General features: G+C 66.1%; 12 protein-coding genes. 4 read left to right on the top strand and 8 right to left on the bottom strand.

What is annotated here, in order from left to right:
* Positions 1–233: 233 nt before the first annotated feature.
* From KFO72_RS39340 to KFO72_RS39350, 3 genes are read left to right on the top strand one after another with little or no spacing between them, the layout of a single operon-like run.
* The gene (locus tag KFO72_RS39340; RefSeq protein ID WP_062915568.1) at positions 234–950 is read left to right on the top strand and encodes a TetR/AcrR family transcriptional regulator; all 717 of its coding nucleotides are present in this window, start codon (positions 234–236) and stop codon (positions 948–950) included.
* A gap of 2 nt (positions 951–952) precedes the next feature.
* Positions 953–1,537, top strand: coding sequence for a TIGR00730 family Rossman fold protein (locus KFO72_RS39345; protein ID WP_060600178.1), 585 nt, complete (start codon positions 953–955; stop codon positions 1,535–1,537).
* Between the two features lie 41 nt (positions 1,538–1,578).
* On the top strand, positions 1,579–2,325 hold the full coding sequence (locus tag KFO72_RS39350) for an SDR family oxidoreductase (RefSeq protein WP_054930052.1): 747 nt from the start codon (positions 1,579–1,581) through the stop codon (positions 2,323–2,325).
* A gap of 6 nt (positions 2,326–2,331) precedes the next feature.
* Here KFO72_RS39350 and KFO72_RS39355 read toward each other — a convergent pair whose 3' ends face one another.
* From KFO72_RS39355 to KFO72_RS39390, 8 genes are all read right to left on the bottom strand, one after another.
* Positions 2,332–2,967, bottom strand: a complete 636-nt coding sequence (locus tag KFO72_RS39355) for a DUF924 family protein (RefSeq protein ID WP_225034333.1) — start codon at positions 2,965–2,967, stop codon at positions 2,332–2,334.
* On the bottom strand, positions 2,964–3,695 hold the full coding sequence (locus KFO72_RS39360; protein ID WP_107203999.1) for an alanyl-tRNA editing protein: 732 nt from the start codon (positions 3,693–3,695) through the stop codon (positions 2,964–2,966). The genes KFO72_RS39355 and KFO72_RS39360 overlap by 4 nt, the downstream gene beginning before the upstream one ends.
* Before the next feature lie 161 nt (positions 3,696–3,856).
* Positions 3,857–4,267: a group II truncated hemoglobin gene (locus KFO72_RS39365; RefSeq protein ID WP_225034334.1), complete on the bottom strand. Its 411-nt coding sequence runs from the start codon at positions 4,265–4,267 to the stop codon at positions 3,857–3,859.
* 54 nt (positions 4,268–4,321) lie between these two features.
* The gene (locus KFO72_RS39370) at positions 4,322–6,811 is read right to left on the bottom strand and encodes an ABC transporter permease (protein ID WP_082670370.1); all 2,490 of its coding nucleotides are present in this window, start codon (positions 6,809–6,811) and stop codon (positions 4,322–4,324) included.
* Between the two features lie 128 nt (positions 6,812–6,939).
* On the bottom strand, positions 6,940–7,551 hold the full coding sequence (locus KFO72_RS39375) for a DUF4126 domain-containing protein (protein WP_054930055.1): 612 nt from the start codon (positions 7,549–7,551) through the stop codon (positions 6,940–6,942).
* 255 nt (positions 7,552–7,806) lie between these two features.
* Positions 7,807–8,127 (bottom strand): quaternary ammonium compound efflux SMR transporter SugE, encoded by a 321-nt coding sequence (gene sugE, locus KFO72_RS39380; protein WP_225034335.1) that lies wholly within the window; start codon positions 8,125–8,127, stop codon positions 7,807–7,809.
* A 163-nt stretch (positions 8,128–8,290) separates the two neighbouring features.
* Positions 8,291–8,989: a two-component system response regulator KdpE gene (kdpE, locus tag KFO72_RS39385; protein ID WP_060600171.1), complete on the bottom strand. Its 699-nt coding sequence runs from the start codon at positions 8,987–8,989 to the stop codon at positions 8,291–8,293.
* A complete protein-coding gene (locus tag KFO72_RS39390; protein WP_263628004.1) occupies positions 8,986–11,763 on the bottom strand; it encodes a DUF4118 domain-containing protein in 2,778 nt (925 codons plus the stop codon). The genes kdpE and KFO72_RS39390 overlap by 4 nt, the downstream gene beginning before the upstream one ends.
* Here KFO72_RS39390 and KFO72_RS39395 point away from each other — a divergent pair.
* A partial coding sequence (locus tag KFO72_RS39395) for a hypothetical protein (RefSeq protein WP_225034337.1) occupies positions 11,755–12,092 on the top strand: 338 nt, incomplete at its 3' end. The two genes, KFO72_RS39390 and KFO72_RS39395, sit on opposite strands and share 9 nt — an antisense overlap.

The following is a 12,092-nucleotide window of genomic DNA, read 5'->3' on the forward strand; positions in this document are numbered from 1 at the left end:
AAGAAAAGTAGGTGCCGCCCCGCACAGGGGCAACGCCTGAAGCGAGCTAACGTAAAGCGGATGCCAGCGCAAACACAAGCAAACCAAACGATCGTCGCAAGACAAAAAAACACCCAACGGCCAGCCACATCGAGAACCAAAACCCATCGAACGGTCGGTTTATAATCCAGACGATAGTCTCAAAAACCCGAAAACCCCAGCCCGGGCAGCGCAGCAAGCCCGCCAAGGACGATATGGAAGCCAAACCTCCCCGCCGCACGCGCGAACGGATTCTCGAGCTATCGTTGAAGCTCTTCAACGAGATCGGCGAGCCGAACGTCACGACGACGACGATCGCCGAGGAAATGGAAATCAGTCCAGGCAACCTGTACTACCACTTCCGCAACAAAGACGACATCATCAACAGCATCTTCAGCCAGTTCGAGCAGGAGATCGAAAAGCGTCTGCGTTTCCCGGAGGACCACCGCGCAACCATCGACGAAATGTGGTCCTATCTGCAGTACATGGTCGATTTCACATGGCGCTACCGCTTCCTGTATCGCGACCTCAACGACCTGCTAGCACGCAACCGCACGCTGGAAACACACTTCAAGCAGATCATCAGCCACAAGGTGCGCTTCGCGAGCCAGTTCTGCGAGCAACTCGTGGCCGACAACGAAATGGTCGCGACACCCGAAGAACTCAAGGTCATCGCGACCAATATCGGTGTGATCGCGACCTACTGGCTGTCGTATCAGTTCGTCATGAATCCGCGCAAGTACAACGAACAGGAAGCAATCCAGGCCGAACTGCATCAGGTCAGCGTGCAGATCGTGTCGCTGATGGCGCCGTATCTGCGTGGCCGCTCGCGCGAACTGTTCGACGACCTCGTGTCGGGCAAGCATCCGCAGCGCGAGTTCTACGACTATCTGCCCCCGCGCGAACCTCGCAACGAATCGAAGGACCGGTAACGATGAAGGCAGTCTGTGTCTATTGCGGCTCCTCCAACGGAGCCAAACCGCTGTACCGCGACGCCGCCAAAGCATTCGGACGCGCGCTCGTCGCGGCAAACCTGTCGCTCGTCTACGGCGGCGGCAAGGTCGGTCTGATGGGCGTGATCGCCGACGAAGTGATGGCCGCCGGCGGCCGCGCGATCGGCGTGATTCCAGAACTGCTGGTCAACAAGGAAGTCGGCCACAACGGCCTGTCGGAACTGCACGTCGTGCCCGACATGCATCAGCGCAAGAAGATGATGGCCGATCTCTCCGACGCGTTCGTCGCGATGCCGGGCGGCGCAGGCACGCTCGAAGAGCTGTTCGAGGTCTACACTTGGGCACAGCTTGGCTATCATCAGAAAGCTGTGGCCGTGCTGAATATCGACGGTTTCTACGATCCGTTGATCGCGATGCTCGAACACACCGTGCAGGAGGGCTTCATGCGCCAGACCTACTTCGACATCCTTCAGGTCGACAGCGATCCCGCCGCTCTGATCCAGAAGCTGCAGCGCTACCAGCCGCCCGCAAGCGACAAGTGGGCGGACAACCGCGAGCGCGTGTGATGCGCGTCGAGCGCTTTCCTGCTGCATAGCGAGAGGCAAGCATGACGAAAGTGGTTCTGATCACGGGCGCGAGCCGCGGCATCGGCCGCGCGACGGCCCGCATGCTCGGTGCACACGGCTGGTCGGTCGGCGTGAACTATGCCACCAATGAAGCGGCCGCCAGACAGACAGCCGCCGAAGTCGGACGCGCAGGCGGCCACGCGCGCCTGATCGCGGGCGACGTCGCCGACGAAGCCCAGGTCATCGCGATGTTCGATGCAGTGGAGCATGCGTTTGGCCGCATCGACGCGCTCGTCAACAACGCGGGTATCGTCGCGCCTTCCATGCCGCTCGCCAACATGGACGCCACGCGCCTGAAGCGCATGTTCGACGTCAACGTATACGGCGCGTATCTGTGCGCGCGCGAGGCGGCGCGGCGCATGTCGAAAGATCGCGGCGGACATGGCGGCGTGATCGTGAATGTGTCGTCGGCGGCGTCGCGGCTCGGCTCGCCGAACGAATACGTCGATTACGCCGGCTCGAAAGGCGCAGTCGACACAATGACGATCGGCCTCGCGAAAGAACTCGGCCCGCAGGGCATCCGCGTGAACGCGGTGCGCCCCGGACTGATCGACACCGACATCCACGCGAGCGGCGGCCGTCCCGACCGCGCCGCGGTGCTCGGCGTGCAGACGCCGCTCGGCCGCCCGGGCACGGCCGACGAAGTCGCCGAAGCGATCGTCTGGTTGTTGAGCGATGCGTCGTCGTATGTGACGGGCGCGCTGCTGGATGTCAGCGCCGGCCGCTGAGCCGATCTAGAACGACGACCCGGGCTCACGCAAAAACGCGACCTCTTCCTCGCTCGACGAACGCCCGAGCAACGCATTGCGATGCGGAAAGCGCCCGAAGCGCTCGACGATCCGCGCGTGCCGCAGAGCGGAGCGCGCATACGAAGGGGCTAGCCCCTGTGCTTCGAGCAGCGTGTAAAGACGCACGCCTTCGCGCTGGCCTTCCACCGTCTCGACGTGCTCGAACGGAATGTACGCGAACGCGCGGTGATAGACGGTCGGCAGCAGGACGTCGCTGCCCTCTTCGATCATGCGGCGCGTGATGCTCAACGCCTGCGCGTCGCCGTCGTACATGCGCGCCGTGCGCCGATGACAGTTGCGCGTGAACTGGTCGAGCACGATCACGAGCGCCAGCGAGCCGAGCGGCGTCGCGAGCCATGCGTCGAGTTCATGCGCCAGCGCCGCTTCGATCGACGCACCGAAACGCTCGCGCAGCATCGCGTCGAACGCGTCGCTGCGTTTGAACCAGCGCTTCTGGTCCTTGCCATAGCCGTCCGAACCCGGCGTGCCGAACCAGCAATCCAGCACGTCGCGCGCGGTCGGATCGAGTGCCGCGTAGTCCGCTTCCGGCGAATACGCCGCCGCGTCGAAGCGCACGCTCATGCGAACTCCAGCACGAGCCGCCGCGTGCGCGCGCTTTTCTTTTCCAGCTTCGCGACGCGCAGCGCACCGATCTCTTCCGTGTTGTGCACATGCGTCCCGCCGCACGGCTGCAGATCGACGCCTTCGATGCGCAGCAGCCGCACGCGCCCGAGGCCCATCGGCGGCTTCACGCTCATCGTGCGGACCAGTTCGGGGCGCGCCGCCATTTCATCGTCGGTGATCCATTGCGTCGCCACGGCATGCGCACCGCCCACCAGCTCCGCGAGCCGCGTTTCGACGAGTTCGCGCCCGATCGGCTCGACAGTCGCGAAGTCGAGGCGCGCGTAGTCGGACGTGATGCTGCAGCCATCGACGGGATACGGCAGCACAGCGCACATCAGGTGGCTCGCCGTGTGCAGGCGCATGTGCCGGTAGCGGCGCGTCCAGTCGATCTGCGCCGTCACCTTCCGGCCAACGGCAAGCTGCGCGAGCAGCGCCTCCTGGCCGGGCGCGGGAACGTGGACGGCGTCGTCGGGCGTCGCGCCTTCGAACTTCGCCTTGCGTGTGTCAGCGATCTCGATACGCGTGCCGTCGGTGAGCGTCAACACGCCCGCGTCGCCCGCCTGGCCGCCGCCAAGGGGATAGAACACGGTTTGATCGAGATGGATGCCCTGCTCGTCGAGCGCGGTGATGGTCGCGTCGCAGTGGGTCAGATAGGCGTCGTCGCGAAACAGCGCGCGCGTCGTCATGGGGAGTCTCCTTTGTGCCTGTGTCGAGCCAGCGGACATTATGCCGATGCCGCCATCGCCCGCCGCGTTCAGATCGAAGCGCTTCCGACCGAACTGTACCGGTCGCTCTGGCACGACGCTTTTACGACGCGCGACACTTCCGCTCGCGGTCGCGCAGCATGTCAGCCGGGATGATTGCGCATCCAGTCGGCCGTATCGAAGAACGAATGCAGCAGGCGCTCTCGCAGCGGCTCGGGCAGGCCGACGTCTTCCATCGCCCACGCCATGCAGCGCAGCCACTGATCGCGCTCCACCGACGCAATCTGGAACGGCAGATGCCGCGCGCGCAGACGCGGATGGCCGAAGCGGCTGATGTAATGATCCGGGCCGCCGAGCCAGCCGCACAGGAACCAGAACAGCTTGTCACGCGAGCCGTCGAGCGTCGCCGGATGCAGCTTGCGGATACCGGCGAAGTCGGCTTCGAGGTCCATCAGGTCGTAGAAACGGTCGACGATCTCGCGCACGCGCGCTTCGCCGCCCACCAGTTCGAAGGCGGTCGGCTGCGACGGCGCTTCGTCAATCGGATCAGTCATACGGGCAACTACACAGTCAAAGGAATGTCACGGCGGCGGACGCTGCCGCACGCATCACGCGTCGCGCAACGATTGCAGCGCGGGCCGCGTCAGCACATGCCGCAGGCTGAGCCAGCCGCCGACGGCGGCGCACACCACGCCCGCCGCAACGCCCGCTGGCAGGAGCCACGGGTTGAAATTGATCGAAAAATCGAACACGCGCGAGGCGAGCACGAAACCGATCAGCTGCGAGCCGATCGCCGCCATCAGCCCCGACAGAGCGCCGACCACGACGAACTCCGCGACCTGCACCGCACGCACCTGCGCGTGCGACGCGCCGAGCGCGCGCAGCAGCGCGGATTCTCGCATACGCTCGTCGCGCGTGCCCGCGAGCGCGGCGTACAGCACCAGCACGCCTGCGAACAGCGTGAAGCCGAACAGGAACTGCACGGCGCCGATCACCTGGCCGATCACGCGCTGCACCTGCGCGAGAATGGGCGCGGTGTCGATCGCGGTGAGATTCGGATACTGGCCGATCAGCCCGTCGATCACGGCGCGTTGCCCCGGCGGCACATGGAAGCTCGTGATGAAGGTGGCCGGATAGTCCTTCAGCGCGGCAGGCGGCATCACGACGAAGAAGTTGACCTTGAACGAACCCCAGTCGAGCTTGCGCACGCTCGTCACGGGCGCGTCGACCTGCAGGCCCGTCACGTCGAAGCGCAGCGTGTCGCCGACCTTCACCTTGAGAATCTTCGCGAGGCCCTGTTCGATCGAAATTTGCGGCGTGGTCGCGTTGCCGTACCACGCGCCCGATACGATCCGGTTGTCGTCCGGCAACTGCGTCGTGTACGACAGGTTGAACTCGCGATCCACCAGCCGCCGCGCATCCTCGCTCTTGAAGTCGTCGGGATTGACGGGCTTGCCGTTGATCGCGATCAGGCGGCCGCGCACCATCGGCGCAAGCTCGACGCCGGGAAAACCGTGCGCCGACAGATAGTGCGTGACGAGATCGCGCTGATCGGGCTGGATGTCGATGATGAACTCGTTCGGCGCGTCGGGCGGCGTCGAGCGTTGCCAGCCTTCGATCAGATCGTTGCGCGTCATCGCGATCAGCAGCAGGCACATCAGTCCGATCGCGAGCGCGGTGATCTGCAGCGCGCTCGAATTCGCGCGGCGCTCCAGCGACGCAAGCGCATAGCGCCAGCCAATGCCGATATGAAACCGCTCGCTGCGCACGACGCGAGCGGCGCCCCACAGCGCCAGACGCGCGATCAGTGCGAACAGCAGCAGCCCGCCCGCGAAGCCCCCCGCGACGATCCCGCCGAGCTTCAGTTCACCCGCGGCGAGAATCAACAGCCCCGCGAACAGCACGATGCCGAGCGCGTACGCCGCCCAAGCGGTGCGCCCTTCCTCGCCCCACTCGCGGCGCAGCACGCGCACGGGCGGCACACGCGTCAACGGCAACAGCGGCGGCAGCGCGAAACCGACCAGCAGCACCAGACCGGCGGCGATGCCCTCGAGCGCGGGCCAGACAGTCGGATACGGCAACGACACGTCGATCAGACTGCCAAGCCACCAGAACAGCGCGAGATGCCCGCCGAAGCCGAGCACCACGCCCGCCATCCCGCCGACCAGACCCAGTCCCGCGAATTCGAACAGGAACAGCGCGCGCAAGGTGCGCTGGCTTGCGCCGAGGCAGCGCATCGCCGCGCAGCTGTCCAGATGCCGCCGCATGTAGCGATGCGCGGCCATCGCGATCGCGACGGCGGCAAGCAGCGCCGTCAGCAGCGACACGAGCGTGAGGAAGTGGCTCGCGCGGTCGAGCGTCTGACGCACCTGCGGCTGGCCGTCCTGCAACGACTCCAGCGCGTAGCCGCGCATCTTGCCGTTGTCGACGCGCTCGTGCGCCCACTTCGCAAATTCCGCGACCGGCTCGTCGCCGCCCGCCACCAGCAGCCGGTACGTGACGCGGCTGCCGTAGCCCGTCAGTCCCGTCGACGCGAGATCGTCGGCGCGCATCATCAGGCGCGGCGAGAAATTGACGAACGCGAAGCCGCGATCCAGCTCGCGCGTGATCAAGGCGCCGATCGTGAAATCGCGCCCGCCCACTTTCACCTTGTCGCCGATGCGCGCCTTCAGCGCATCGAGCATCTGCTGGTCGACCCACACCTCGCCGGGCGGCGGGATGCCGCGCACCTCGCGATCGGGTGCGCCCGCCGCCAGCGCGATCTTCAGTTCGCCGCGCAGCGGATAGCCCGCCGACACCGCCTTCACCGCCGCGAGCCGGGAGACGGGGGTAGGTACCGTCGAATTGACCATGCTGGGGAAGATCGCCGTCGTCGCCGTGTCGAGGCCGAGCGCTTTGGCCTTGTCGGCGAATTGCGGATCGACGGGATGGTCGGAGCGGACGATGAAATCGGCGGCGATCATGCGCCGCGCATCGCGCTCGAGTCCCTGATGCAACCTGTCGGCCAGAAAGCCGACGCTGGACAGCGCCGCGACGGCCAGTACCAGCGCGAGCAGCAACATGGTCAGCTCGCCCGCGCGCCAGTCGCGCGCCGTCATGCGCAGCGACTGATGCAGCAGATGACCCAGCGACAGCCGGTGTGCGGGCTCGCGCCGCGCATGGCGCTCACGCGGGGATTCGGGCGGAAGCTCGGGCGGAGCCTCGGTGGTGACGCGTTCGGCTTCGCTCAATCGTGACGGCTCCGCGCGAGTCGCGACACCATATGCGTCGCCATGCCGCGAAAGCCGCCCTGCACGCCGCGCCACAGACGCGGCAGCGCCCAGCTCGCGAGCACGAGAAAGCCGACCAGCAAGACGAGAAACAGCACGGGGACGAACAGCGCGAGCAGCAATCCGCCGAACACGAGCCCGTCCTCCGCCGACGACGTGACGACATTGGACACCGGTTCCGGCGACAGATTGATCAGGGCCCGCGTGCCCGCCTTCGTCAGATGCGACGCGCCGGCGAGCGTGCCGCCAGCCAGCGCCGCGACCGTCATCAGCGCCGGATCGGCGTGGCCGAGCGCGCCGACGGCCAGCATGGCGCCCGCCGGAATGCGGATGAAGGTGTGGACGGCATCCCACAGCGAATCGAACGCGGGAATCTTGTCGGCGAGGAATTCGGCGAGCGTCAGGACGGCTGCCGCGCCGATCACCCACGGCGACTGCAGCACGGACAGCGTATCGGGAAGATGGATGAAACCGGCGCGCCCGAACACGCCCGCGATCAGCACGGTCAGATAAAGGCGCAAGCCACTGCCCCAGGAGAGGCCGGCTGCAAGCGAAAGAGGTTCAAGCATGGCCGCCTCCGAGGCGCGCATAGCGTGCCGTCAGTTCCGGCGGCTGTGCCATGAAACGGTGGGAAGCGCCAGTGGCTCCGCCCGCCGAAGCCGCCGGACCCGCGCATCAAGGCCGCGCGGAGCAATTTCAGGGTGATTTCCGTCTCATTATAGCCACGTCAATCCGCCGACCGCACGGCGGCGCCGCGGTTTGTAGCGTGATTGCGGCAATTTTCAGACGAATGGCGCGCTTTGACGGCCCCGGCGGCCGCCCGGTCAATGCCCCGACGACAGCTTCAGTCCGATCAGTCCGACGACGATCAGCACGGCGCTGCCGACCCGCGCCGCCGTCACCGCCTCGCCCATCATCACGATGCCGAAAATGAACGCGCCGACCGCGCCGATGCCCGTCCAGACAGCGTAGGTCGTGCCAAGCGGCAACTGGCGCATGGCCATCGCGAGCAGCACGAAGCTGCCGAGCGCCGTCACGATGGTGAAGACAGACGGCCAGAAGCGGGTGAAACCTTCGGATGTCTTGAGACCGGCCGCCCACGCGACCTCCAGCAAACCGGCGATAAAAAGAAGAATCCAGGACATGAGACGAACTCCCAATGAAGATGGGGCCGTCCCCGTTGAAAGCGGATGCAGCAAGGTCGTCCTTGCCGTGCGTCATCATATCAAAATGGACCGGTTTTCGCCGCTCCTTCATACTTGATCCGATATAACGCGACGCCATGCCGCGCCCTGTCGCGCCGAATCGTCAGGCGACGCCGACCAGCCGGTAGCCGACGCCCGTTTCGGTGACGATATGCTCGGGCTGCGCCGGATCGCGCTCCAGCTTCTGCCGCAAATGCGCCATATAGATGCGCAGATAGTGATGGCTTTCCACATGCGACGGCCCCCACACGTCGCGCAGCAACTGCCGGTGCGTGAGCACGCGGCCCGCGTGGCGCACGAGCGTGGCGAGCAGCCGGTATTCGAGCGGCGTCAGATGGACGGGCTCGCCGTCGCGGGATACCTGGCGCAACGCCAGATCGACGGTCACACCGCCGAAATGCACTTGCGGCGTCTCGTTGGCGCCGCCCTGGTTGCGCCGCCGCAGATGCGCGCGAATCCGCGCGAGCAGTTCGGACACGCCGAACGGCTTGGTGAGATAGTCGTCGGCGCCCGCGTCGAGCGCGGCCACCTTCTCGCTCTCCTGTGTGCGCGCCGACAGTACGATCACGGGCAGTTCGCTCCAGCCGCGCAGTTCGCGGATCACGTCGAGGCCGTCGGTATCGGGCAGGCCTAGATCGACGATCACGAGATCGGGCTTGCGCGTCGCCGCTTCGATCAGCCCCTGCTTGCCCGTGGACGCGTCGTACACGACCATGCCCTCGCCTTCCAGCGACGCTCGCACGAAGCGGCGAATCTGTTGTTCGTCTTCGATCAGTACGACAGTGATGCTCAGGTCGCTCATGAGTGGGTATTAGGATGCGTGTCGGCTTGTTGTCGGTGAAGCGAATGGGCGTCCGGGTTTGCGTCCGGGTTTGCGTCCGCTTCGGGGTCCGCTTCGGGGGCCACTTCGGGGTCCACCTCGCCCGCAGCGTCGTCGTCGAGGACGTCGGGCACGGGCGGCGGCGTTTCGATGGGCAGCGTGAACCAGAAGCGCGCGCCTTCGACGCGGCCATCGGCGGCGACGCGGTTGGCCGCGCCGATTCTACCGCCATGCGCCTCGGCGATCGCGCGGCAGATCGCAAGTCCGAGGCCGATGCCCGGCTTCGCCGATTCCTTTTCGCCGCGCGTGAACTTCTCGAAGATGCGCGCTTCCATGCCGGGCGGCAAGCCCGGTCCGGTATCGTCGACGGTCACGCGCACGAACGGCTTGCCGTTCTCGTCGATACGCTGCGCGCCGATCGTCAACGGCGTGTCGGGCGGCACGTACTTCGCCGCGTTCTCGAACAGGTTCGCGAAGAGCCGCTCGAGCAGCACGGCGTCGAGCTGCAGCAACGGCAGATCGGCGGGCAGCGATACCTGCACGGGATGACGCGCAAGCGTGCGCCGGCAGTCGCGCAGCGCCGAGCCGACCGTCTCTTCGAGCAGCGACCATTGCCGGTTCAGCTTCAGGCTGCCCGCCTGCAGGCGCGCCATGTCGAGCAGATTCGTGACGATGCCCGTCATGCGCAGCGCTTCTTCATGGATCGCGTCGACGAGTTCGCCTTGCGCCGCGTTGCCCGCCTCGCGCGGCTGGCCGGCGAGCATCGACGAAAAGCCGACGATCGCCGTGAGCGGCGTGCGCAGATCGTGCGAGATCGCGGACAGCAGCGAGTTGCGCAGCCGCTCGGACTCCATGTTCACGAGCGCATCGCGGGCGATGTCGACGTAATGCACGCGCTCCAGGGCGAGCGCGATTTGCGCGGCGAACGCGTCGAGCATTCGCTGCTGCTCGGGCACGTCGAGTTCGCGCTCGTCCCGCATCGCGACGGCCAGCACGCCGCGTGTGCGCATCGGCGCGCGCAGCGGCAGATAGAGCGCCTTCGCGGCGGGCAGCGTGTCGGTGCCGTGGCCCGCGGGCTTCTGCTGGTCGTACACCCACTGGCCGACATCGACGTCGAGCGAGGCGGCTTCGAGCATGATGGTTTCGTCGGGATCGTCGACCTTCTGCTTCACCTGGTCCGCGCTGTCGGGCAACAACACCGCGACGCGCGCGCGAAATACTTCGCTCACATGACGGCTGCCGATGCCGACGATCTGCTCCGTCGTCAGCGCCGCCGCCAGTTCGCGCGCCATTGCGTACATCGCGCTGGTGCGCTGCTCGCGCCTGCGCGCGACGCTGGCTTCGCGGCGCAGGCTCGACGTCAGATGGCCGATCACGAGCGATGTCAGCAGCATGCCGATGAAGGTCAACAGGTATTGCGTGTCCGACACCGACAACGACATGCGCGGCGGCACGAAGAAGAAATCGAACGCGGCGACGGACAGGAACGACAGCATCACGCCCGGCCCGCGTCCCAGCTTCACGGCCGTGAAGATCACGCCGAGCAGATACAGCATCACGAGGTTCGCGAGATCGATGCGGTCGATCAGCTGGCTTGCGATCAGCGTCACGCCGGCGCAGATCGCGACCGCCCATGCGTAATTGCGCGGCGGCGAACGACGCTCGCGCGCCGCGACCAGCGCGTCGCGCCACGCGCGCCCTTCTTCGTCGGCGTGGCGTTCGCGGGTCGCTCCTGCTTCGTCGCTGCTGGCGCGGATCAGCGTGAGATCGAGGTCGCTCGCGCGTTCCGCAAGGCGCTCGCCGAACGGGCGGCGTAACCAGCGCGCGAGGCCGGTGGCGGATGAGCCGCCTGCTATCAGCTTCGAGACGTTGCGCACGCGGGCGTAGCCGATCAAGGTCGAGACGGCGTCGGCGCCCGCGAGCGTCGCCGTTTCCGCGCCGAGGTCGGCGGCGAGCTTGAGCGCGTCGAGCGTGCGTTCGCGGCGTGCGTCGGAGAGCCGTTGCAGCCTGGGTGTTTCGACGTAGACGGCGATCCAGTCCGCCTTCAGGCTCGCCGCGAGACGTGCGGCTGCGCGCACCAGCAGTGGCGCCTCGGGGCCGGGCCCTACGCACACGAGGAGCCGTTCGCGGGCCTGCCAGATGCGCTGGATCGAGCGATCGGCGCGGTATTCACGCATTTGCGCATCGACGCGGTCGGCCGTGCGGCGCAGCGCCAGTTCGCGCAACGCGATCAGATTGCCCTTGCGGAAGAAGTTGCGCACGGCGCGCTCGGCCTGTTGCGGCATATAGACCTTGCCGTCGCGCAGGCGGTCGAGCAGTTCTTCGGCGGGCAGGTCGACGAGCGTGACTTCGTCGGCGCGGTCGAAGACGCGGTCGGGGACTGTCTCCCATACGCGGATGCCGGTGATCTGGCCGACTACGTCGTTAAGGCTTTCGAGGTGCTGGACGTTGACGGTGGTGTAGACGTCGATGCCGGCATCGAGGAGTTCGTAGACGTCCTGCCAGCGTTTGGCGTGGCGTGCGCCCGGGACGTTCGAGTGGGCGAGTTCGTCGACGAGGATCAGTTGTGGTTTGCGCGCGAGCGCGGCGTCGAGGTCGAATTCGCCTAGCAGGCGGCCGCGGTATTCGATACGCGCGAGCGGCAGCACGTCGAGGTCTTCGAGCAGCGCTGCTGTTTCGTTGCGGCCATGGGTTTCCGCTATTCCTACGACTACGTCGATGTGTTCTTCTTTTCGGCGACGTGCTGCTTGAAGCATTGCATATGTCTTGCCGACGCCGGCCGATGCGCCGAAAAAAATCTTCAGCTTGCCACGTTGGCGTTTTTCTTCTTCGCGCTGGAGTTTGTCGAGGAGTTCGTCGGGGTCGGGGCGGGGCATGGTGTTGGGTTTGGGGGTTTTGCACTTCCGTGCGGGTATGGTGACATGGTTTTTTTGTTTTTTGTCTGCGACGCTCGTGGTGATTGGATTGGGTTTGGCGCTGGCATCCGCGATTTGTTTCGGGGTTTTTGCGTTTTCGCTGGCATCCGCGATTCGTTAGCTTGCTTCACGCGTCGCCCCTGTGCGGGGCGGCACCTACTTTTCTTTGC

The sequence above is a fragment of the Paraburkholderia sp. XV genome, assembly GCF_020177535.1.
Classification (GTDB): Bacteria; Pseudomonadota; Gammaproteobacteria; order Burkholderiales; family Burkholderiaceae; genus Paraburkholderia; species Paraburkholderia caribensis.

Excerpts from the sequence above, each read along its gene's own strand:
- kdpE (WP_060600171.1), bottom strand. The coding sequence starts at position 8,989 with ATGAGCGACCTGAGCATCACTGTCGTACTGATCGAAGACGAACAACAG.
- KFO72_RS39365 (WP_225034334.1), bottom strand. The coding sequence starts at position 4,267 with ATGACTGATCCGATTGACGAAGCGCCGTCGCAGCCGACCGCCTTCGAA.
- KFO72_RS39370 (WP_082670370.1), bottom strand. The coding sequence starts at position 6,811 with ATGACGGCGCGCGACTGGCGCGCGGGCGAGCTGACCATGTTGCTGCTC.
- KFO72_RS39355 (WP_225034333.1), bottom strand. The coding sequence starts at position 2,967 with ATGAGCGTGCGCTTCGACGCGGCGGCGTATTCGCCGGAAGCGGACTAC.
- KFO72_RS39340 (WP_062915568.1), top strand. The coding sequence starts at position 234 with ATGGAAGCCAAACCTCCCCGCCGCACGCGCGAACGGATTCTCGAGCTA.
- KFO72_RS39360 (WP_107203999.1), bottom strand. The coding sequence starts at position 3,695 with ATGACGACGCGCGCGCTGTTTCGCGACGACGCCTATCTGACCCACTGC.
- KFO72_RS39390 (WP_263628004.1), bottom strand. The coding sequence starts at position 11,763 with ATGCTTCAAGCAGCACGTCGCCGAAAAGAAGAACACATCGACGTAGTC.
- KFO72_RS39345 (WP_060600178.1), top strand. The coding sequence starts at position 953 with ATGAAGGCAGTCTGTGTCTATTGCGGCTCCTCCAACGGAGCCAAACCG.
- sugE (WP_225034335.1), bottom strand. The coding sequence starts at position 8,127 with ATGTCCTGGATTCTTCTTTTTATCGCCGGTTTGCTGGAGGTCGCGTGG.
- KFO72_RS39350 (WP_054930052.1), top strand. The coding sequence starts at position 1,579 with ATGACGAAAGTGGTTCTGATCACGGGCGCGAGCCGCGGCATCGGCCGC.
- KFO72_RS39375 (WP_054930055.1), bottom strand. The coding sequence starts at position 7,551 with ATGCTTGAACCTCTTTCGCTTGCAGCCGGCCTCTCCTGGGGCAGTGGC.